This is a genomic window from Neisseria sp. HMSC078H04, from assembly GCF_001838135.1.
Lineage (GTDB): Bacteria > Pseudomonadota > Gammaproteobacteria > Burkholderiales > Neisseriaceae > Neisseria.
In genome coordinates, this window is sequence record NZ_KV835830.1 from 1 (window position 1) to 23,719 (window position 23,719).

At 39.2% G+C, this 23,719-nt stretch carries 17 protein-coding genes; 1 reads left to right on the forward strand and 16 read right to left on the reverse strand.

All coding sequences use genetic code 11. The annotated features are described in order from the left end of the window. Positions 1 to 104: 104 nt before the first annotated feature. The 16 genes from HMPREF2560_RS04225 to tagF form a co-directional block, all read right to left on the reverse strand. The gene (locus HMPREF2560_RS04225; RefSeq protein ID WP_070606696.1) at positions 105 to 1,241 is read right to left on the reverse strand and encodes a DUF2169 family type VI secretion system accessory protein; all 1,137 of its coding nucleotides are present in this window, start codon (positions 1,239 to 1,241) and stop codon (positions 105 to 107) included. A 16-nt stretch (positions 1,242 to 1,257) separates the two neighbouring features. Further along, positions 1,258 to 3,531, reverse strand: a complete 2,274-nt coding sequence (gene tssI / locus HMPREF2560_RS04230) for a type VI secretion system Vgr family protein (protein WP_070606700.1) — start codon at positions 3,529 to 3,531, stop codon at positions 1,258 to 1,260. 130 nt (positions 3,532 to 3,661) lie between these two features. Continuing rightward, complete coding sequence (gene tssM / locus HMPREF2560_RS04235; protein ID WP_070606703.1) at positions 3,662 to 7,219, reverse strand: type VI secretion system membrane subunit TssM; 3,558 nt, start codon at positions 7,217 to 7,219, stop codon at positions 3,662 to 3,664. Between the two features lie 58 nt (positions 7,220 to 7,277). Next, complete coding sequence (gene tssL, locus HMPREF2560_RS04240) at positions 7,278 to 8,513, reverse strand: type VI secretion system protein TssL, long form (RefSeq protein ID WP_070606706.1); 1,236 nt, start codon at positions 8,511 to 8,513, stop codon at positions 7,278 to 7,280. A 24-nt stretch (positions 8,514 to 8,537) separates the two neighbouring features. Continuing rightward, on the reverse strand, positions 8,538 to 9,881 hold the full coding sequence (gene tssK / locus HMPREF2560_RS04245) for a type VI secretion system baseplate subunit TssK (RefSeq protein ID WP_070606710.1): 1,344 nt from the start codon (positions 9,879 to 9,881) through the stop codon (positions 8,538 to 8,540). 33 nt (positions 9,882 to 9,914) lie between these two features. Further along, positions 9,915 to 10,538 carry a type VI secretion system lipoprotein TssJ gene (gene tssJ, locus HMPREF2560_RS04250; RefSeq protein ID WP_070606713.1) on the reverse strand — a complete coding sequence of 208 codons (624 nt, stop codon included), beginning with the start codon at positions 10,536 to 10,538 and terminating at the stop codon, positions 9,915 to 9,917. Positions 10,539 to 10,672: 134 nt separating this feature from the next. Further along, a complete protein-coding gene (gene tssH / locus HMPREF2560_RS04255; RefSeq protein ID WP_070606716.1) occupies positions 10,673 to 13,324 on the reverse strand; it encodes a type VI secretion system ATPase TssH in 2,652 nt (883 codons plus the stop codon). An 84-nt stretch (positions 13,325 to 13,408) separates the two neighbouring features. Then, on the reverse strand, positions 13,409 to 14,449 hold the full coding sequence (gene tssG / locus HMPREF2560_RS04260) for a type VI secretion system baseplate subunit TssG (protein WP_070606718.1): 1,041 nt from the start codon (positions 14,447 to 14,449) through the stop codon (positions 13,409 to 13,411). Then, positions 14,446 to 16,422 carry a type VI secretion system baseplate subunit TssF gene (locus tag HMPREF2560_RS04265; RefSeq protein ID WP_070606721.1) on the reverse strand — a complete coding sequence of 659 codons (1,977 nt, stop codon included), beginning with the start codon at positions 16,420 to 16,422 and terminating at the stop codon, positions 14,446 to 14,448. The genes tssG and HMPREF2560_RS04265 overlap by 4 nt, the downstream gene beginning before the upstream one ends. Continuing rightward, positions 16,419 to 16,931 carry a type VI secretion system baseplate subunit TssE gene (gene tssE, locus HMPREF2560_RS04270; RefSeq protein ID WP_070606724.1) on the reverse strand — a complete coding sequence of 171 codons (513 nt, stop codon included), beginning with the start codon at positions 16,929 to 16,931 and terminating at the stop codon, positions 16,419 to 16,421. Before tssE ends, HMPREF2560_RS04265 begins: the two co-directional genes overlap by 4 nt. Positions 16,932 to 16,964: 33 nt before the next feature. Continuing rightward, the gene (locus HMPREF2560_RS04275; RefSeq protein ID WP_070606727.1) at positions 16,965 to 17,780 is read right to left on the reverse strand and encodes a type VI secretion system accessory protein TagJ; all 816 of its coding nucleotides are present in this window, start codon (positions 17,778 to 17,780) and stop codon (positions 16,965 to 16,967) included. A gap of 165 nt (positions 17,781 to 17,945) precedes the next feature. Beyond that, positions 17,946 to 18,428, reverse strand: coding sequence for an Hcp family type VI secretion system effector (locus HMPREF2560_RS04280; protein ID WP_003761730.1), 483 nt, complete (start codon positions 18,426 to 18,428; stop codon positions 17,946 to 17,948). A gap of 80 nt (positions 18,429 to 18,508) precedes the next feature. Then, the gene (gene tssC, locus HMPREF2560_RS04285) at positions 18,509 to 20,008 is read right to left on the reverse strand and encodes a type VI secretion system contractile sheath large subunit (protein WP_070606729.1); all 1,500 of its coding nucleotides are present in this window, start codon (positions 20,006 to 20,008) and stop codon (positions 18,509 to 18,511) included. 31 nt (positions 20,009 to 20,039) lie between these two features. Continuing rightward, positions 20,040 to 20,558, reverse strand: a complete 519-nt coding sequence (gene tssB, locus HMPREF2560_RS04290; protein WP_070606732.1) for a type VI secretion system contractile sheath small subunit — start codon at positions 20,556 to 20,558, stop codon at positions 20,040 to 20,042. 76 nt (positions 20,559 to 20,634) lie between these two features. Then, positions 20,635 to 21,693, reverse strand: coding sequence for a type VI secretion system protein TssA (gene tssA, locus HMPREF2560_RS04295; RefSeq protein WP_070606736.1), 1,059 nt, complete (start codon positions 21,691 to 21,693; stop codon positions 20,635 to 20,637). A gap of 4 nt (positions 21,694 to 21,697) precedes the next feature. After that, entirely contained in the window at positions 21,698 to 22,252 is a 555-nt protein-coding gene (tagF, locus tag HMPREF2560_RS04300; protein ID WP_070606740.1) for a type VI secretion system-associated protein TagF, read from the reverse strand. 333 nt (positions 22,253 to 22,585) lie between these two features. On the opposite strand from tagF, the gene HMPREF2560_RS10850 reads away from it, so the two are divergent. Continuing rightward, positions 22,586 to 23,719 (forward strand): DUF6531 domain-containing protein (locus tag HMPREF2560_RS10850; RefSeq protein ID WP_283132703.1); only part of this gene is annotated, 1,134 nt, incomplete at its 3' end.

The following is a 23,719-nucleotide window of genomic DNA, read 5'->3' on the forward strand; positions in this document are numbered from 1 at the left end:
ACGGGCGATTTTATTGACGGCCATGGGGTGCTCCTGTTGTGAATATAGAGGCCGTCTGAAAAGTTGGCTGCAATTGGTTGGGAATCAGACGGCCTTTTAGTTGTTTACGCGAGTGCCGCAAGAGAAGGCGGTATCGGGATAAATTTGTCTTGTGAAGTATGGCATGCAACTGCGGCTGCGATTTGTTCTGCCCGTTCATGTCGAGCAATAAACCTGAGTTGACATGCAGAAATTTCCAGCTCTTCTGCAAAAGAAGTCCGGTATGTACAGTCAATGCGGCGTTGTTCTACATCAACGAGTACGGTATCCAACACCATGTCTTTACACAAAGACATATTAGATGCGGTATGGGCATGTACAAATACAGTCTCTACCGGTAGTTCGACAGTAAAGTACTGATTGGGCGCTTGAAAGGAATGTACCATGCCGGTAAATCCTAGTGTATAGATATGGTTAGGCTTTAGATGTGGCAATTGAAGGGAAGGATGAGCACCGTTCCAATAAGCCATAGAAAAATCTTTTGGTAATAAAGGTGCACGGTTAGCTATCCATTCTGCATCGGCAGTACCTGAATGTTGTGCCCGTTGCGCAAAATAACGGGGCATAAAGCCAAATCCTTCAGGAGCAACATTTTCAGCAGGATCTCGTACCGGATGGCTTGGGTCATAAATCTGGTGAGCCTTTAATATCCTTTTGAACCCATTTTGTTTGAGTTGGGATTTGGGATAATAACCAATACCGACAGGATTTTGCTGATGCCCCTCATGATCGTCTTCAACTGCACCACCGCCAAAGGCAAATTCATAGCGGATGGGCAAGGAGAGAATAGGATCTGGTTCGCTTAGAGACCATCCGGCTATCTCTCTTACCCAGTAGCGCTCGCCAGTAAGAGCCAGACTTTTTTGGTAATCGCCAACACTCACCGCTACAGCAAGTTGCCGAGCGGGAGTGTCATCATGTGCATAGGCGATTGCATTGACCACTAAATCAGTTTTAGGTTTATAAAGGCAGAAGTCGCTTTCAAACTGAGTTGAAGTTTGAGATGGTTCACCGTAAAAAGTATCTGCAAATGTAAGAGGCGTCTGCGTTTGGGCAAACTCAAGTACGGTTTTTCCAGTTACAGGATCGATTTCAAACTCATAACTGACTTTAGCAACTACAACATCATATGTTCGATCTAACTGGTCGATGTTTTTAAATTGCTGCGTATGAAAGCAGGTAAAGTTCTCCAATTCGAACATTTATATACCTTTTCTTCTAGTTGATATCGACTTTTTTACCATCCATATCTACTACACTAGTGCCAACGATCTTAACTTTTTTACTAACGATAGAGATTTTATTTTTATCTATTACAATCATTGAGTTGCCTACTTGAAGGGTAATTTTGCTCCCAGCAGATAAGGTAATTTTATTGCCGGCATTAAGGCCAATATTTAAACCTGCATTAAGTCCCATAACTAGGCCAACGCTATGCATTTCGGCACCAACAACGTTGGTCATCCAACCACCTCCGACGTTTAGCATATAGCCAGCGCCAATGTTGGTCATTTGTCCGATACCAACGTTGCTCATACCATTTAGGCTGACGGTTTCCTGCTTATTGCCACCAATGCTGCTTACCTCGTTGGATGCAATGGTTTTGTTACGATTGGCACCAACGGTCAATGCTTGATTTTTGCCGATAGAAACGTTTTGATCCAAGCCTACGGTTAAAGCCTGATTTTTTCCGATGCCAATGTTTTCATCGAGGCCAACAGAATGGGTTCGATTTTTAGCGACAGAAACACTCTGATCTTTACCCACAGAAGTACTTTGGTTTTGGCCAACACTAATGCTTTGGTTTTGGGTAATACTGGAAGTTTCGTTTTGGCCGACTGATTTGGTACGGTTTTGGGTAATTGAGGCAGTTTCGTTTTTTTGAACGGTTTTAGCTCGATCACCTACTACTGTTACAGTTTCATTATTACCAATTGTAGTGGTTCGGTCGTTGTTGACGTTACGGGTTTCATTGTTCTTAACAAGTGAGGTCAAGTCTTTTTGTGCCTGGAAGTTGACCATTTCAGACCCAGCAGTATCATTGAACATCAGTTCGTTAAAGTTGGCTAATGGAGAGTTAAAACTTTTACTCTTGATACCGGATTGCTTAGCTGCAGCAGGAAATCCCCATGGTGGCGACATTGCGCTGTTATACAGACGGCCTAATACAATGGGTCGATCAGCATCGCCATTAATAAAATCAACCAGTACTTCTTCGCCAATGCGTGGTGTATTAATAGAGCCATAGCCAGCACCAGCAGAGCCTTGAGTTACTCGTACCCAGTTGGAACTGTTTTCATCCATTTTTCCATAGCGATCCCAGTGGAACTGGACTTTAATATCGCCATATTCATTGGTGTAGACCTCTTCACCTGCAGGTCCTGTTACCGTAGCTGCTTGTGTCCCTAAAACTTTTGGCTTGGGAGTTTTAAGAGGAGGGCGGTATGGATAAGATTTAGGTAATACGTGGAATGAAATTCTAAATTTGCCAATACGGTCTCCAGACGTATAGCCTGCCTCTTCGAAATCATAATCAGCTTTTAAAATAGTATATTCGGTATTAGAAGATGCATGAGGGTGTTTGCTCAGGATAAACGTATAACCTGGAGCAAGTGTCAGTGCAGTGCCTGAGCCAGTAATAATCTTGGTTTGGCTTTTCAAATCTTCGCTACGAACCTGACTGTAATTTTGTGCTTCTGCCACATCACTAAAACCTGTGTAGAAGTCATAGTGTTCCATAGATACCGAATTAAAGTCATGAACTGAGTCAGAAGACATCATCGGTACTTTAGCATTTTTATAATTGTATTCTCGAGTAACAAATTGACTAGATTTTAAAGCATCTCGTTCTTCCCAAATATCAATATAGGCAATATTTGGTGCCCCTGGTGCAGTATTTCGAGAGTGGTAGGGGATGTTAGGGGATGAAATAGCTTCTAAAACACCGACATCATCAGTAATAACCAGCTCATGTGAACCGTTACTGTGGGCAAAATAATAGTAGATACCTTCTTGTTCAAATAGGCGGTTTAAGAAATCAAAGCTATTTTCTTGATATTGAACACAAAAGCCTCTTGTTCGATACCCTTTTTGACATTTTATCTGGTATGGGAATCCGAATGGTGCTAAGACTTCATTAGCGATATCTAATACGGACTTATCAACGAAAACCCTGCTGTCCGTATTTTGAGTGAGGTACCACATGAATGGACGAGTGGTACAGGTATAAGCATGATAACTTTCCTCATCCTCATCTTCTCCAATATAACCGAAATCGGTAACTAGACCATTTAGGTAACGAGGACTACTTGCTTCAGTATCAATTTCCAATGTTACAGACTGACCAATAATATCTTTACCTTGTAAATTTGGGTTTTGGGAGACCAATGTAATATTGAACTCAAAAAGATTTGAAACAGATTCTGTTCCAAGCATTTTTTTGAATAATAGTTGTGATCCCAAAGGCGTATGAGCAACGATAGTTCTATTCATTTCGGAAAACTCCTTGTCAATCTTAAACCAATATTCCGGTTACAAGTATTTTCATCCTATATTTTAAATAGGGATAAAATATGTGATAGTGATATTTTAGACAATATTATTTACATCTCTATTGAGACTTTTAAATACACTGAAAATTCCTTAATTTACTTAAATTAAAGGGATTAAAGGCAGTAGAAGTAGTAAATTCAAGTACAAGATTTTTTCCTTTAATATTGTATTCGACAACGGTGGTATTTCCTGTTTGGCGAATAATTTTACCTTTTTCAATAAGGCGGAAGATTGACCAAGGCCCAGTTGAACTAATACCTGCACTGTTGATTTGGGGAGAAGAGATATCTATTTTGGCTAAAGCATTTTCACTCTTCGATGGCCAAGTAAAGGTTACAGGGTTTACAGGACCATGGCTGTATACATAGCTTTTCCCTGCATATGAGATATTTACACTTTCTAAACTAGTATCAAGAATCAAAACTTTAACCGAGAAGTCAAATGTAGGAGTTTCTGAGCCTTTATCAAAATATCCTTGTCGGATGTCTGCTATATCGTTTAGTTTTGCAAAACGATCTTTAAAAGCATCATTTTTAGCAGTTAAAGTTTCCAGTTTTTCTGAGCGTGCCAATACGGCAGCTTCACCAGTCAAGTTAGTAAATTTACTGTAGATACCATTGGGGCCAAATATACTGGTGAAACTCTCTAATGCAACATTGTCCTCCGACCCTTTATCGAAAGGGTATCCTTGTTGATGTATTTCTTGGCAACTATTAGTCAATGTGGCCATTTGTTTTTCTAAAGTAGATAAAATTTTTTCATCAACAATTTTGTTAGTGTTTTTCAGAATAATTTCAGAAAAGTTATCTAACATTTGGCGAAAGGGAGGTGGCAGTCTATTTACTTCAGCCTTGTATTTTACGAAAGGATCATCAGGTGGTAAGTCCACTCCTTTTTCTACAGCAACATTAACGGCAACTAAATAAACATATAAATCATTTATAGCTTCTGTAACGTTATTAATAGCTGGAGGTTGATCATTAGTGGTTTCAGTTAATATATGGAAATCTGCAAAAGCATCATCGACTGGAGTTGCTTGTTTTAAAGCAACTAATTCATTCTTTACATTATTCCCCTCTTCACTCTCTAAGAGTTTCGAGAGTCCTGCTCTATTTAACCAATCAGTAATTTTGCTTCCAGCTTTTTCTGTTATTCGTTTGTCAATAGTTAAAGTCGTATTATCACTAATTCCTTTAATAATATTGACTAAAGGTGAGTTCTTTTCAGATAGCAGCTTAGCAATTTGAGTACTCTCTCGTGATGACTTTGGTGTTACTAATGACAAATCAGATAAATAACTATTCCAAACTTTGATGTAATTACTGAAATAGATTCTTTGGGCATCAGAAAGGACAGATGCCTTGCTTTGACTTAAAGAAGCATAGTCACCTAATACCCAATTGTCTTCATTAAAAAACTGCTCTGCAGATTTAACCATAGCAGGCAAAACTTTAGTAATGTAAGCTTCTTTGGTATAAATAAAGTTAATAGGTTCTTTCAGAGTTCCACCAGTCTTACGTCGGAATAACAAGTGACTTTGCACTCCACCCATACTTGAAAAGGATACAGGTGTAACTCCTCCCTTTCCAGAGAGAGTAACTGTATTTATGGTATCTTCTAATACCATGGTTGCAATGTCTCTTTGCGCAATTTCCTGTCTACGACGTTCTACTAATTCTTCATCATAGGGAACGCTTGGTGTAATGCTTTGTTTTGAAAGAATCTGATTCAGAGCTTTTTCAACAGATTTTTTTTGTTGGTCACTCATACCTGATGATTCTGTTTTAGACAAATTGGACATTAACCAGTTTTGCATAAAAGTAGCATCAAAATGTTCTTTGTGGAACATCATAAGATAAGCTTTTAATGCATCATAGCTATTAATATTGTTGGAGCTATTAGCTGTGCGTAGAAGTTCATCCAACTTATAACTGATTAATGGCATTACGTTGTCTTGAAGAATTCTATAATAGGCTGACTCCCCAACATCTTTCATTTGGCCGCCTTGATAAAGGCCCATACGATAGCTGATCGGAGGGGATAATAAATCTGGAATTTCTTTACTGGTAGTTGTATCTCTGACTTGTTCAGCAAATGTTACAGCCTTAAGTAAATCAGGGCCGTCTGTATATTTTTTTACATCTGAAGCTAAGTCAGTTGCTTTTTTATCAACCTGTTCAAGATATGATTGGTTATTGGAGTAACTATTCAACATCATTGTCAAACATGCGATTACTACAGTCGCAATAGCTCCAATACCTAGCCAATACAAGATTTGTTTTTTGACAAACCAAGATTTATTCTCACCAGCCAAATTTGCCTCGCTTAGAATAACGTCAGCAAATAGTCTATTTAAGAAAAAGCTATGTTCGTTGTTCTGAGTAGAGGCCTGGTTTGAATCCAAGTATTTTTTAGATAATTGAAAATCACTTTGCAAACCTTCCAGTATAGGGTTGAGATGTTGTCCTGTTTGAGTTGAGCTTGAAAAATAAACACCTCTCCATGCGATAGGTTGCTCAAATTTTGAAGATTTAGACAGCTCTTTAAATAGGGAAAGTACGGCCTGATTAAGACGCTCAAACTCCTCAGGGAATGCAAAAGCCGCAGCCTTGTCTTCAGTGGATTCTAATTGGTGAACAGTACCCAACATAGAGGAGCGTAATTTATCTGCAATATCTGCTAAGGCATTAGAAGCAGTAGCGATAGGGGTTTCCATTCCTTCCGTATTAGATAGAGGAATCCCTAAATATTGATTTCTTTGTTCTTCAGTTAGATGGTTAAAGAATTCATTAAAACCATGCAATAAATCTAATTTGGTTATCATAAGATAAACTGGAAAATGTATACCTAATTTAGTATGCATTTCATGGATTCTTTTACGCAGTTCTACTGAGATTTCTGTTATATTGGTTTTTCCGCCCAATAAATCATCTACGCCTACAGTAACCAATACCCCGTTTATTGGTTGTTTAGGTCGGTAACGTTGTAGCAGCGTTACAAATTCTTCCCAGTCACTAGAATCTTTACTGCTATGATTGTCATGTAAAGATAATCTACCAGCTGTATCGAGAAATACTATTTCATCCGATAGGAACCAATCACAATCTCGTGTACCTGCTAGGCCACTTACAGATGTCCCCAAAGTGCTCTCTAAGGGGAAGTTAAGGCCAGAACGTTTGAGTGCAGTCGTTTTACCAGATCCTGCTGCCCCTAGGACAACATACCATGGCATTTGATAGAGGTATTGACCTTCTTCTAGTCTAGCCAACAAACTGTTTTTAGATTTAGAAAATTTAGCATTCTTTAATACTTTGTCCATTTCAGCAAACTGGCGACTCATAGAGCTAACATCATTTGCACTTTTTAAAATAGGTTCTTGGGCTGCTCGAATTTCTTTCAATAAAGCAGCGTTTCGTCGGGATTCACGATATTGGCGAAATACAGCTTTAGCCAACCAAATACCAATAATAGTGGCACACACTACAAAACGAATAGTTTTGCTTACTAAGGGGCGAACTTCACCTATGGAGATTAATGGGCCAATAAACCATACTAATATAATTAGGCCAGTAATACCCAACATTACCCATAAAGAGCGAGAACCTAGAAAATAAATAATTTTTTTCATGTCTATTTTTTCCGTATCAATCTAAAATAGATTATTGTATGTTTGCACTACCGTTTTATTAAGGATTGGAGGTATTGTTTTTTATTTCAACTGTGCTACCTAGTTTGGGTCCAGTTCCTGTGGTAAATAATGTAATTTCAACCCTTCGGTTTTTAGCTCTGTTTTCCAAAGTATCGTTTGGTGCGACAGGATCGGTTGAGCCTCGCCCTTCAGAACGGATGCGTGTTCCACCATTTTTAACGTAATTCAATAAAATTTCTTTTACTGCATCTGCCCGAGCCTGTGATAAATGCCAGTTGGATGGAAAATTCAAGCTCTGGATTGGCTGATTGTCAGTGTATCCCGTAACAATAATTTGTCCTTCCACACTATCTAAGGCTTGGCTAACCGCAGCCAAAACAGGATAATATTGGTCTTGAATTTGTGCAGAGCCGGATTCAAATAAGCCATCGCCTAAAATAGTAACAGTGCTTCTGTCTTGAAAATCTTCCACAGATACTAATTTTCTAGCAATCTCATTTTCCAATAAAGGCCGCAGTCGGACTGTTTTTTGTGTATCCTGTTGTTTGGTGATTACTGAAGGGAGTTTGAGGCTGTTTACTTTTGTACTGGCTGTATTGAATTTATCTCCTAATGACCATTGCATTGTAAAATAGCTTACCCCTAATGCAACAGCTCCTAATACGCCTACTACCCATAAAGGAATAGCAAGTCTGCGTTTCCTTTGAATATTATTTGTAATAATCGGGTTATGTTTAAAAAGATTAACAGTTTGGTCAGGTCGTTTACTGTGAATTAAGGCAAGTAAGTCTCTTTTAATTTTATCGATCTCAAGTTCCCCATTGTTTAGAACCTGGTATTTACCTTTGTAACCAAATTGCAGGCATAAATACATAAACTCTAATAAATCAATATTCTTATCAGAATCTTGTTTCAAATTTTGAATGATTTCAAAAAAACGTTCTCCACCCCAAGTTTCATCATAAAAAGATACTAATAAGCTATTCTTTGACCAAGTTTCATCAGCCCAGCCTGCACGGACTGCTAATTCATCTACAAATGTACAAAGACAGTATTTTGCAGCCTGAATGGCATCATATTTAGCTCCATTTTTTTCAGCATTCTCTTCAAAATTATCAATTAAGAGAGAGAATTTATTAATTAGGCTATCAGTAGATAATTGACTAGTAGTTTGCTGCATAGAGTTAGCCAAGATAAGAACAGGTTTAGCAGCTTCAATTAAAGGGTTATAAACATTTACTGCGTTGTTTGCAGTATTATTCTGGTTATTCATAATGAAATTCCAAATTAAATCAAATTAACTTAAAGACTTAATCGCCCAAAATTCAACATCTAAATTAGGGAAATTACCAGCCAAATGGAAAGCCATACCTGAGGAAGTATCAAACATATCCCATAATTCATGTTTTTTATCTAATTCAAAATAAACATAACCACTATGGTATGGTAATTCTCTTGGTGCCACGGATAACGCATGAACTTTAATTCCAGGTAAATGGTAAGCAACCAATTCCTTAACTTTTTCTACAGTACCTATTTTTACTACACTTGGAATTTTTTGGCGCAAGGCTTCGTTAGGCATATCAGCTTTGATGGCTAGGACAAATGAAGCTTTATCCAGCAAGCTTTGATCAGGAGTTTGGGCGACTCGGGTTGCTTCATCACGCAGATCTAATGGAATTCTAATTGCTCTTTGTTCAAGTACAATAGACAGTGATTTGCGCAAGTTAAAAAATAATTTACCAAAACATGATGCTAGATCATTGTGTTCATAAATAGGAACATCTCCTACTTTGCGTGAAGGAAGGAAAGTCATTAAATCAGCACATAATTTTGATAAGTTGACAAATAATTGTTCTGGATGAGTTTGACGAGCGCCTTCATTTTCATGATGCAAATAAGCCAGATATCGATTGATGGTCTGAAGCATCATAAAGTCCATTACTTCAACAGAACCTCCGGTATTTGGGTCGTTTACAGCGTTAGCTAGACTATTGCTTTTTTGCATTAATAAGCCGTATATTTCTGAAATGTAAGCTTTTAGGTGTTGTTGCTTTTGGCTTCCTAGGGATGGTGGAATATATGATTCGTCTAGAATGATTTCAAAGTCTGCTGAACTGGATCGGATAATTGCAATAGGAAGGGCAGTTTGATTGCTAGTTAAATCATTTTCTAAAATCAATGTAGGATTAAGATCTGCTAGTGTAATTTGGCGACCGTCTAATTCAGAGTTTGTTGTATCTGCAAGGGTTTTCTCAAATGCTTTATATCGGTAAGAGTGAGCAGAATTTTGATTTAGAAAGTCAATCTCATTATTGACAGAGGATGGCAGAGTAATGGCTAAGCAAACTTTGGTATCTTTTATGTTTGCAGGTACTTTTAAGCTTAAATTTTCAAGTTGTTTTTGGGAAAACACAAATATAGAACCATCAGGAAAAATACCTTCTGCTTCACGAATACCGAGAACACCATGTTTGAGGCCGTCTGAATCCAGTACTAAAGATGAAAACCCCCAAAAATAACCTTCTTTAGAAACAGCTAGTTGACGTAATCCAGACTCAAGATAACGTTCAAATTGCTGGAAATGCTGTGGGGTAATAAAGATTCCCTCTGACCAAACTACTTTTGCTTCAATTGCCATGCATTCAACCTCAAATTATTTATATATAAGTATTTATTCCTCGCGGAAAATGCCTTTGCTCAGGTCACTATTATTCTTACGAGTTTTCCCATTTTCTTTGATAAGCAGATCATCAGGATGGCGCTCTTTATATTCTTTTAGCATTTCTTGCATCTCTGATTTCGATAATTGATATAATTCATTTTTCCCAATATTCACGTAGAAATAGTGTTTCCCAAACTGATACCATCGTTGTTTTTGTTTTAATAAAATCAATCTCCATTGACTATTATCCAAATCACGATAACTGGCAACAACACCTAGGTATTTCAGATGAGAATCCATCTTGATAGGTAATACAGAAACCGTATCAGGGTGTAACATGAATTGGTTTTGTTGAATTAATTTGTCTCCTAAAGTTTCTTTAGCATTATTAGTAAGATCAAAATAGTTTGCTTTTTTAAATTCACCATCAGATGACAGTTGATATAAATCCAATCTTATGGGGGAAGGTTGATCAACTAAATTTGGATTGACATCGGGAGAAACTATAATTTGGACATCAATTTTTTCTCCACTTTCGTCAGATTCTTTTGGCGGTTTATGGTTGGACGCACATGCGCTTACCATCAAAGATATCATTGCAAATGATATATATTTTATCAGTTTTCCATGCATTTTGGTTACCTAGGTACATCAATAGCGATTGTATTTAATGATAGAAATTTTAAATTAATCGACAGCCTAGACTTTAGGAACGAGTTGGTCTATGACTGTCGATCGAATACTAAGATTTCTTATTTTGCTTAGAATTATAAAGCATTTTTCTTTCTAAGTTTATATTTATATTGGTAATTGAAGTCATGATTGCTTGCGTCGATATTTACGCTAAAAACTTGTTTCCCCTGTGTTGTGCAAGTAAGTAGTTCTTGGCTGATTTGTGGTAGAACCGTATTGGTAAGAATCGCATCGATCATGCGGCCACCTGATTCAACTTCTGTACAACGTGAAGTGATTAGTTTTAACACTTCAGGGGTATAGTGTAGGTCGATGCCATGATTATCTTTAATGCGTTTTACGATACGGTCTAATTGCAATTCAACAATTTTTGAGAGCATATCATCGGATAGCGGATAGTAAGGAATAACTTGCATCCGGCCTAATAAAGCAGCTGGGAAAGTTTTCAGCAGGGGAGTACGCAGGGCTTTAGTTAGGCCTTCTGGGGTAGGCAACATTTCGGGATCATCACACATATCCATAATTAAATCTGTACCAACGTTGGTGGTAAGAATGATAATAGTGTTTTTAAAGTCGATATAGCGGCCCTCGCCATCTTCCATCCAGCCTTTGTCGAATACTTGGAAAAAGATTTCATGAACATCTGGATGTGCTTTTTCTACTTCATCGAGTAAGACAACACTGTAAGGTTTACGACGTACAGCTTCAGTCAATACGCCACCTTCACCATAGCCGACATAACCTGGAGGAGCTCCTTTCAAAGTGGATACAGTATGAGCTTCTTGATATTCACTCATGTTGATGGTAATCACGTTTTGTTCACCACCATATAATGTATCGGCTAGAGCCAGTGCAGTTTCGGTTTTACCCACACCGGAAGGGCCAGCAAGCATGAAAACACCAATAGGCTTGTTGGGATTGTCTAGATTGGCGCGTGAAGTTTGAATACGGCGGGCAATCGCATCCAAACCGTGGCGTTGGCCGATGATGCGTTTATTTAAGGTATCAGCAAGCTGCAATACAGCCTCAACCTCGTCTTTCATCATTTTTCCGACAGGAATTCCAGTCCAGTCTGCTACAACGTCAGCAACCGTACGACTGTCTACTAACGGCATAACCAAAGGTTGGACACCTTGCAGTTTTTTCAATTTAGTAACCAGTTCTTTTTGGCGGGTACGCAACTGTTTATTTTCTTCATCGGTTGTTTCTTGTTCAACCTGCATGATTTGTTCACGTACAGCCAATAGCTCGGCAACTAAGTCTGCTTCAGATTTCCATCTGTCTTCTAATTTTTTCAGACGGCCTTCAACCTCAGTTAATTCTTTACCAATATTTGTGATTCTAGCTTCAGAATCAAAACTGAGTTTTTTCTCACGTTCTAAATTTGCTTGCTCAAGTTTTAATGCTTCTGACTTCTTGCGTAGATATTCAATGTTTCCAGGTACAGCATGTTGGCTGACTGCAACACGTGCGCAGGCAGTATCAATCAGGCCTACAGCTTTATCGGGGAGCTGACGTGCTGGAATATAGCGGTGAGAAAGTTTTACAGCAGCCTGGATTGCTTCATCAAGAATGATCACTTTATGGTGTTTTTCTAGAGAAGCATTTAATGCCCTAAGCATGTTGATGGCTTTTTCTTCATCGGGTTCATCTACTTGTACAACTTGGAAGCGACGAGTTAGGGCAGGATCTTTTTCAAAATATTTTTTGTATTCTGCCCATGTGGTTGCACCAATAGTACGAAGTTTGCCACGAGCTAATGCAGGTTTGAGTAAGTTGGCAGCATCACCAGTACCGGCAGCTCCACCAGCACCAATTAAAGTATGGATTTCGTCGATGAATAGCACGATTGGGGTTGGGCTGGATTCTACTTCATCCATAACTGCTCTGAGGCGTGATTCAAATTCTCCGCTAACACTGGCACCAGCTTTGAGCAAACCGATATCCAATAGAATTAATTGAACGTCTTTCAACCCAGGCGGAACATCTCCGGCAGCTAAACGTAATGCCAAAGCTTCAACCACAGCAGTCTTACCAACACCGGCTTCACCTGTAAGAATCGGGTTGTTTTGACGGCGACGCATGAGGATGTCAATCATTTGTCTGATTTCAGTGTCACGGCCTGTGATTGGATCTATTTCGCCATTTTTAGCCTTTTCGGTAAGATTACTGCCGTATTTAGCTAAGGCACTTTCTTTGTGAGTAGCATTAGGCTCTGAAGATAAGGCATTTTTGGTAACATCAAGATTTTCTTCAGAGTTAGCAGTAATAGCAATAATATTGTTTGCCAATGTCTCTGGTTTAATTTTCAGGAATTCAGATGAAATATTGGCCAAAATACCCTGCAAAGTTTTATTTTGCAGCATGGTATAGAAAATATGAGCCGTACGGATTTTGTCTGTACCAAATTTTAGTGAACTGTATGTCCAAGTTTGTTCGACAAGGGTTTGGATATGTTCTGAGAAGTCAATAACGGCAGTAGCACCAACAGGCAGTTTTTCTACGGCAGCCAATACATCTTTTCGTACTTTGGTTTCATCTAAGTTAAACTGATTTATCAGGCAGAAGATATCTGTTTTTTCAGTTTGAAGTAGAGAGTGTAGCCAGTGTACTAATTCAACATAGCTGTTTTCTCGAAGACGACAGAAGGTATAGGCATTTTCCAAAGTTTTATACAAAGTAGTATTTAACTTACCAAATAATACGCTGCGGCTGATGTTTGACATAAGACGTCCTTAATTAAATTATTTCAAATATGTCCAAAATAGTTTTCTAAAGCTTTTATCGACGATGGCCGTCTGAAAAGCTGATTAATGATTGCTGACAATCAAGTCTTCTGCATCTCGGGAAACATTCCCCAGCCAAGTTGATAAGCCGAGTTGAGTGTTCCCTCCTAAAACCATCAGTGGAACTTCTTTTTGCATCAGAATAGGTTGGATGTCCCATTCATATTCTTCTGCGGCAAATAAACGAACCCATTCGCGTAAACGGGCTGCATTAATACCGTCTTTAAAGAATGATTGGTAGGCTGGTAGAGTAAGGGGGCCAATAATAATCCGGAATTTACTTTGCATATCATAGAGTTTGTCACCTAGTAGTAAACCGTCCCCAAGTGTGTAGTTGCCCATAATCCCAATTTGCGTTTTCTCTTCTTCGACTTCAACCCAGTACCCTACGTTAGTTTGAATGTTAACGGGAACTTGGAAATAGCGAGTGAGCAGTTGTTGCAGGTTGACTGCAGATCGGCTTTGTTTTATTAATAGACCGGAAAAATAGCGTTTAGCAAATTCGTGAATTAAACCTTTGTTATGTGTGGTCGGAATATTAAGGCCATTAAAACTGGCAATATATTTTCCGAAGCGGTCTTCGGCATTTTTATCTAACGATGTAATACTTTGGGCATTGGCCCACGCCCGATAGAATAAGATAGCCAGACGGTGTTGCAACATATTTGCAAAACCTGTCCATGCCTGGTCTCCGTGTTGATGTTGGCGTTCATAAGCATATTCGGTTAAATGTAGGGGTAGTGGGCCAGATGGGCCAAACAGACCAAATCCATTAATGGAAATTTCTACATAATGTGGTGATAAGGTTACCGATTGGAGATTGCGTGGGGCAAAAGTAAGCGAAGGATTTTGGCGGATCCTTATTTTCTCCATTTTTGGGCTAATAGCTTTGCCTAATATTTGCCCACCAGTAATAAATTTAACGGACTCAAGCTGGCGCAAGAGTGAAAAATAATCATACTTATATGGTTGAGAGGAAACTTTATTTAAAAAGACTGTAAGTTTTTCATCCCAAGCATTGTCTAATGAGTCACCAAAATCTGTTTTAGGGTTGACTGGACTCATATAATCATTCTCTCCCCAATTTCAGACGGCCAAGTAGCAATATGACCTTGCTGGAGCGTGTCAATTCGCAGTTGTACAAATGAGTTAATAGACACCAAACGTCGAAAATAATGGTTTAAAACTGATCCAAATAGGAAAGGATGAATGCCGCCTAGTTGAGCTTCATCCAGTGTAACGGTAATGTTGATTCCTCTGATAGGGGCTGCAACTCCATAATGACGGATTACTTTGTTAATAATTGAGGTTTCAACTCGTGTAATTGATTCAATCTGTTTTTTCAGTAAATCACTTTCAGAAGAAACAAATACTGTTAAAAGCTCTTTCAAAGCAACAGGTGCATCTTCTTCATCAGTATTCAAAAGAGACAGGTAATTTAAGCTCAATTGATTTAAAAATGACCAAAGTGTTCTATCTTCACTTACTGCTTCTTGAGGCCTTGTTAATTTAGAAATCAGTTTAATCGATTTGACTGGCAAAAATCCCTCAATAAGAAAGTCAGATTCTCCGTCTCGAGGCATGATTAGAGGCAAATCTCTGCTTGTACACCAAGCGTCGACAGAAAGGTGCTGTACGTTTGAATTAAAGGCGTAATTCTGATTATTAGCAAGAGATAAAAATACCTCACTACCTAAATAGGAAGAGCGAAAACCATTTTTAGCTGAGTTTTCGGATGGTACTCTATCAGCACGACGAGCAGAAAAATAAGCATGCTGAGTTTGGGCTTCTGGAAAGAGTCCTATATCCGGTGCTTTGTACATCGGTGAAAATACTACGGTTTGAAGGTTGTTGGTATCAAAGCCTTTTACTTGCTCGATAGCGTAGACTTCATAATTCAGGGGCTGGGTACGGTCGATAACGACATGGTGTTCCTGATCTTGAATATTTACCGGGAAGCGTGAGCTTTTTTTTCTGAATAAGTTGACGACTGGTACGGCATTCACAGAAAAATCATCTACACCGATCAGTTCAGTTAATTCAGGTATTTTATTATTGAATAAAAATGAAAGACTAAAATAGCGTTTACGATAAGTAATAATTTTTTTATTGACTCCCTTATCGTTTACGATTTCCTCTAAATGTTCAGGTACTTTAGGTAAGTGTCCTTGTTTCTCGGCTTGCTGGATAGCTTGTTTAATATTTTTTTGGGAAATGAATAGGAACTTTTCCGGTAGGCGTGAATACTCCTGCATAATTCGGAATGCACTCACCGATTTATCTAAATTAAATGATAAGGCTTCATCTTCTCGAAAACCACGATGTTCTGGTGTAGTAGGTAATGGGTAATACCATTGTTTTGGATTTTCGTAACTGTGACAAACAACCCCCACGCATTCAGAAGTCAATAGAAACAGCAATGAAGATGATTTGGAAAGCTCTGTACCCAAAAATATAGATAATTCATCTGGCAACATCTCTGAGCATGCACCTGGTACGCTCAATGAAAAATCCAAACGCAAGGCAGATTGTACTTTCTTACTAGAGGATTGTTTGAGTGCAGGGAGTGTGTTTGGCAAATAACCTATTGAGTCAGTGTATTTGGCTTTTTCAATACGAAGTGGCAGAATTTCAGTAGTTTTAGTTACAGAAAATGGACAACTTACTTTAAATTCATCAATAGGCAGAGACCTTAATATTTTGCCTCGTTCCAGTAGATTGATCACATCAGCGTTATATTGATTAGTAGGCTCTAGATTGACAATAGCTGCCGCCGGTTTTTGATTGATGAAGTCAGGATAAACAACTTCTAAGATTCTTTGGACAAAACGAGGATACTCCGCATCCAGTTTAAGTTGGGTGCGTGCAGTAAGAAAACTTACCCCTTCCAAGAGTCTTTCAACATAGGGGTCAGGAATATCAGTTGTATCTAAAGCTAATCTTGAGGCTATCTTAGGATATTGGGCTGCAAACTCTTTACCCATTTCCTTTAGAAAAGTTAGCTCTTTGTTGTAGTAAGACAGTAATTTATTATTCAAGCCCCATTTCCCCCATCTAATAAGTCAAACAATCCTGTTTCAACATCCATGCTGGTTCGGAGCAAGAATTCTTTAGGATAAGGATTGAGTTTCAGGTAACCTTTGATTTCAATAATGAGTTTATTGTGTAAAGCATCGTCATCATCGTCTGAGGTATTTACGATCACTTGTAGAGTCTTATTTTCAAGACGCGGTTCAAAATCGATGATGGCTTGTTTGATGTTCTGTTCCACATCTTGCCATTCAATATCAGAAAAATTAATACCAGAAAGGGGAGGGATACCATAATTTAATGTAGAAGAGCGTACATTTTCAGTTAGGTCAATCCCCATAGTTTCTGCTTGCATGTTGCATGTATTCAGTAGATAAAGAATATCACGCAGTACTGCTTGCCGATATTGATCAAGATTAATGACCTGATCGGAGCGTGCCTCTTTTTTTCTGCGCGGTTCTTCATCTGTTAGTCTGTCAAATAAAGTGGGTAACAGTTGATTTTTGAATTGCGACATGTTTAATTGCTGAGTTTGAAGGATGGATAGATTTTAATGATTTTGTTCAAATCTAATATTACGAATATCTAAAAGGCCAAAATCATGGTTATCGGTATACAAAGTTTTTTGACCAACTCCTGTAAAGAGTTGCTCTACTATTTCAATCCAGTCAGTTTGTGAGCACTTCATTAGCAGATCTGACCATGCTGTTTCCTCACCAGGCATAACAGTATAGCGAGCAGGACTAGTACATTGAATACACTCACCATTAGTAAATTTAATTTCAGACGCTCTCCAGATGATGTCCAGTAAGGAACTTGGAGCCTTAAAAGAAATATTTTCAATAGAATCCCATGTTTGCCAGTAATAGTGACCTTGATAGAAATATTCATAAACGAAGGCGGTGCGCACGTCTCCATCCATAATCCAGTCGCCATCAATTTCAGAAACTGATTTATCTGCTAAAAGGTAAGTAATATGTACGGGGGAGCCGTCTATATTCTCAGATAACACAGTATAATCATCGACAAGAGCCTTGTTTTTCTGTTCTGAAACATGGGCAACTAAAGAGAGTTGCTTTTGAAGAATATCAAGTTTACTTGCGTGCTGTTCTAGAGTTTTGGGTTTTTGCTGTGTTTCCAAGACTGCTTGGCGACGTATTTCAGCAGAAATATTTTCAATAAGGTAGAGCATCAGGGGCTTTTGAGTATCGGGAAAGAGTTTTTGGTATTGCCCAATCTGTTTTAAAGCCTGTTCCCATTTTGCGCATAGACACTGATATTGAATCAGTGCTAAACGATGTTCTTGATTGTCAGGATTTGAACGTACAAGCTCAATCATCTCTGATAATTTAGTCTTCAAATCCATTTCAATGATTCCTTATTTAATTTATAAAGATGAATAATAGAAGTTAAAAACAAGATTAATTTTTCAGTTAAGTAGTGCCGTCTGAAAAGTGAAAAAATTTATATATAAAGCCTGACTTAAAAACGCCTTTTAAGTCAGGCTTTTTTAATTAAATCTACATATCAATTATGCAGATTTATTTTCTTTGATATTGAAGGCCATTTGAACTTCAGCACCTTTAGAACCTTTATCAGTTTGTTCCCAATATTGGTTTTTCACTTTTGCAGCTTGGAATGAATAACGCATTTTCAGTGCATCATTGTCTTGTACGCCGATGAATTTCACACCGGTTACCAAGACATCTTCCAATGTGGTGCGTGAGTATTCAATTTGTTCGCCACCAGCTTTACATACAGAAATTTCTACTTTGCTCAAGTGCTGACCAGTAGCGCAGTTTTTCAAAATGGTTGGAGCTGCTTTATCGATAGCAGCAACTACAGTCAAGTCATTGAAATTGACTTTACCGGCACCACCGCCACCACCGCTAGTCATTGAACCAGGTTGCTCTGCACCCCAGTCAAAACTTTCGATGTTAGTCCAGTCTTTGTGGTTAGAATCTTTTGATTCGCCATTTACACCTTCAACTTTCATGAACATATCAATAGCCATTTTTTACTCTCCTAGTTAAAAAATACAAGCGATTTAACAACAGGGCACTAAATATACCCAACTAAATAAACTCAGCCTGACTATTCTTGTTTAGTCGAAGGCAATTTGGAAACCAAGCGTAGAGAAACGGTAAGCCCCTCAAGTTGATAATGAGGACGCAGGAAGAACTTAGAAGTATAGTATCCTGGATTATCTTCTACTTCTTCTACAACTACCTCAGCAGCAGCCAATGGTTTGCGTGCTTTCGTTTCTTGCGTAGAGTTGGCGGGGTCTCCATCTACATAATTCATAATCCATTCGTTCAACCAGCGTTCCATGTCATCACGTTCGCGGAATGAGCCAACTTTGTCACGAACAATACATTTTAAGTAGTGTGCGAAACGGCAGCATGCGAATAAATAAGGCAAGCGAGCAGATAAACGTGCATTGGCGGTAGCATCTGGATCATAATATTCAGATGGTTTATGCAAAGATTGCGCACCGATAAATGCAGCTAAATCCGTGTTCTTGCGATGAATTAATGGCATAAAGCCCAATGCAGCCAATTCTGCCTCTCGGCGGTCGCTAATGGCGATTTCTGTTGGGCATTTCATGTCTACACCACCATCATCGGTTGGGAATGTGTGGCAGGGAAGATTTTCAACGATACCGCCTGATTCCACGCCACGAATGGCAGTACACCAGCCATAGTATTTAAATGAGCGATTAATATTTACTGCCATTGCATAAGCAGCATTGGCCCAAGTATATTTATTGTGATCCGCGCCCTCTGTCTCTTCCTCGAAGTCAAATTCATCTACGGGGTTTGTCGTGGCACCATAAGGCAGGCGAGACAGGAAACGAGGTAGAGCTAAACCGATATAACGTGAATCTTCGGATTCACGCAGACTTCGCCATGGAGCGTATTCAGCATTTTGGAAGATTTTACTTAAGTCGCGCGGATTAGCTAATTCTTGCCAAGATTCCATTTGCATTAACTTGGGAGAGGCACCTGCAATAAATGGGCAGTGCGCAGCTGCGGCAATCTTTTCAAGGCTATTGAGCATTTCTACATCAGGGGCAGAATGATCAAAATAATAGTCACCTACTAAACAACCAAAAGGCTCACCACCGAATTGGCCGTACTCTTCCTCATAGATACGTTTAAAGAGTGGGCTTTGATCCCAGGCTGTGCCTTTAAAGCGTTTTAAGTTACGAGCTACCTCTTTTTTAGAAATAGGTAATACTTTGATTTTCAGTAAAGTATCTGTTTCGGTATTGGTCACTAAATGATGCAGGCCGCGCCATTCACCTTCAAGCTTTTGAAAGTCCTCATGATGCAAAATTAAATTAATCTGCTCGGAAAGTTTTCTATCAATTTCAGCAATGATTGCTTCAATAGTTTGATAGGTATCATCTGAAATGGTAACGACATTTTGTAGAGCCTGCTGAGCCAATGTAGCAACTGCATTGGTTACAGCACTTTTAGCTTCTTCCGTTTTAGGTTTGAATTCTTTTTGAAGCAGCTGTTCAAATTCATTGGTCGCAAATACATGTTGCGAACTGCCATTTCCCAGGATATCTAATTGTTTTTCAGCCATGATTTACTTTCACTTCTAGTTTTATTAGAGACTATTGTTCATCTTTGGATGTTGATTTAGGTGCAGCTGCAAGACTTTTTAGTAATTCGCTGTCCCCTAAGACTTTTCCAATTAATTCTTCAGCCCCACTTTTACCATCCATATATGAGAGTAAATTAGATAGTTCTGTACGCGCCTGTAAAAGTTCATTTAGAGGTGCTACTTTTTTAGCTATCGCAGCTGGTGAGAAGTCATCCATGCTTTCCAATTCGAGTTCTACATTCAAATTTCCTTCACCTGTCAATGTATTTTTTACGTTGAAGGCAACACGAGGTTTAAGGGCTTTCATGCGTTCGTCGAAATTATCTACATCAATTTCTAAGAATTTTCGTTCGGCCAAGTCAGGCAGTGGCTCGACAGGTTTACCAACCAAATCTGCCATAACACCCATAACGAAAGGCAGTTCAATCTTTTTCTCTGAACCATACAACTCTACGTCATATTCAATTTGCACGCGAGGAGCTCGATTGCGGGCAATAAACTTTTGACCTGATGATTTATTTCGTGACATGGTTATAACCTTAGGATGATTAATAATGTTGTGTATTTAAAAAATTTTACTAAATCGCGGATGAGGGATGCTAGGTTCAGGAGTTTGCTGTATCTTCATCCGGCTTGCCAATTAAAACTTCTAAATTGGCAATACTTTCTGGGCTAATATCTTTCATGATGTCATAAAAGTTCATATTCATTTGTCTTTGTACCCTGCGGATAAACAGTGGTGCAGGGTGGCTGGGTTCAAGAGTTTCAAAATAAATGCAGATTTTCTCTAAAGCTAAATCAACATCAGCACGATTTTTAATATTCAGACGACGCCATGCATCGGCCTCTTGAATAGATTGTTCTTGTGTAATAGCTGAACTGTTAGTTTCAGAGGGTAACTCTGACTGTTCTGTCTGTTGTGCTGAGGGAGTACTCCCATCATTATAATTGATGGCTTTGTGAATTAGGGTAAGAGGTTTCTGAATAACATCAAAATCAAGTGAGTGTTCATCCTGTAAATTAGACGAGAAAATGCGTTGGATGTCTTTCAGGCAGTCCAATGCTTGAATTAATGCGGTCAATTCAGGTTTCCCCGTATCGGCATTTACTCTAATATCGAGCATTAGCCGTTCTTTACCTCCCGGATAATTTTGTAGGTCATTCCCTTGTAGGATAGAAACAGCTTCTTTTACAGTAATTGGCTGTTGGGTTAACCCATTTATCAATAATTTAGATGAAAGAATCTCTTTGATGATGCCATCAAGTGTGGTAAAGGAACTAAGGGCATTGATCCTATAAAATGGGTCAAATTCACCGTCTTCATCCTCTAGTTTAGGATAAATTGATTCCCAATACAGGTCTATATTAGCTCTGATTGCTTCGCAACCAGCACAGAATCCTACGAGTCCATGTTTAGCTGTAAGCGCCTGTGCATAGTAAGCTAGGACATGCAAATCCTTAGACTCAGCTAGCAATTGATTGCATAACTTTTCTACCGTTGCCCAGTCGGCCTCTTCTGCCGGAATAATCGTGTCACCATACTGTTGTTCTGGTTTGCCTTCAGCTACGCTTTGTAGTTCTAAAAAGCGGCTATCGTATTCGATATTTACACCTTCGGGACTGTCGATAGAGATAGGCTCGTCCCAGCGAGGAAATGTGTTCATCTACTTATGATCCAAATAACTTATTAAATAGTGAGCATGAGGGGAGGCCTTCATGTTTTATGTGGTCACTGCTTTCAATCTTTTGCCAAAAACTACCGATGCCGTCTGAATCAGATAAAAAGTTGTGAAAGGATTCAGAGAGGATAGGGTTCCCTGTTGTATCACTATTGTAAAAATCTTCGATACAACATTTCCCTTCTTTTAAAATACTGTTAAAAGAATTTTTTTTCTTTAAAAGAGAAAAAAGAGAATCAAGTGATTCAGGAATAGAGCTAGGTTTATAAAATAACACAAATGGATATTTTCTGCCAATTTTATCAGAACTGCCAGCAATTATACCTGTATAAATAAGACTATCAGGTAATTTGATGCAGAATAGCCAAATTTGCAAAGGGGAATATGTTTTTCGAGTGAATGAAATTAATTTGTTTTGGCCGTAGCATTGGCTAAACCAGTTATCCCAAAAGAATCTATCGTTAGTTTGAAGATTCTCGGAGAAAATAAAATCACGTGATTGATTCAGTTTACCAAAAAAATAGACTTCATTTTGCTTAAGCATAAGTAGTCATCACAAGAGAAGAGGTTTTAGATTCCCAAGTTGCTAATCAGATACAACTGCTAAACTCGTACTTTAGCATAATTCGATGTGTTGATAAATATAAATTTAAACCACTTGAAATAATAACTAAAGAAATGTAAATAATCTTTAAAAATATGCGCTTACTATATGATATTTAGATAATAAAGTTTATCAAATACAGTTTTATTTATAGCTTATTGTTTGTTATAATTTTTGCAAAATAATGTGTTCAAAGTCCTCAGAAAGTGATTGAGGTTCCTTGTTTTGAGGTTTCTACTTGTAGATTAATTAGGATTTCGACGGAGTAATCGCATGTCCTCTTCCGGTAACACCATAGGTATTCTTGTTCCTCAACCTTCTGCACCTGCCATGGTGTCTCAAGGTTCTGCCAATCCGCCTGAGCCGCTGACTAATGCAGCTGGGCCGGTAGATGTGATAGAGATGGTGGCCGATGTTGCCTCTAGTGCCCTTTCTTTGGTTGCTCCTGACTCTGCTGCAGCTAATGTGGCTGATGCTGTATCTGATGTAGTTTCGCTCGCTTCAATGGTTCCAGGTTTACCTAGTATTAGACTGCCTTCACGAAAAATGGTCAGTGGTTTTGGCGGGGGTAGTGGAGCAGGTTCTGATGGCGGGGTAGTTACTTCTGGTCATGGTCACTGTATCCCTTGTAAAGTTGCAGCAGCTATCGGTAATCCTGTTAATGCTGTACTTGGTATCAAAGTCCTATTTGACGATACAGAGACCGACTTTGCCTTTGACTCCCCACTTCCCCTTGTTTGGCAGCGTAGCTACTATTCCGACCAAATAGGCAACGGCTGGCTGGGGCAGGGTTGGTCGCTGCCGTTCTCCATGCGTCTTGTCCGGACTGCCGACGGTTTCCTTTATATTGATGAGCAGGGCAGGGAAATTCCGTTGCCGGATATCAGCGACGAAGCGGACGAGCCTTATTCCGCAGCCGACGACGATGAAGACGATTTATATGAAGAAGAGGCTGCCCCAAGACCTGCTTCCGCCGAAGAAGACCCCTACGGTCTGGATAACGCCTATTTTGATCCTTACGAACAAATCTTCTTTTCTCAGATTTCAGACGACCTCTACCAAATCGCCTCCCCCGACGGCGGCGCACGGCTACTGTTTGCCGAAGTCGATTCCGGCTGCGGCATTTTCCAACTGGTCGCACAACTCGACCGCAACGGCCGCCATATCCGCCTCTGCTACGACGACAACGGGCTGCCGCACAGCATTTACGACGGCAGCGGCCGACACTTCCAACCCGTATTCTCCTCCATTCGGCTGCACGACAACGATCCCGACTTCGATCCGGCCGGAGAAAGGGACGTATTTGTTTCCGAAGACGAACGTTTCTACGTCAACCGCCTTACTTCCGTTACCTTCAACGGCAAGGAATTGGTGCGCTACGACTACAACGGCTACGGTGATTTGACC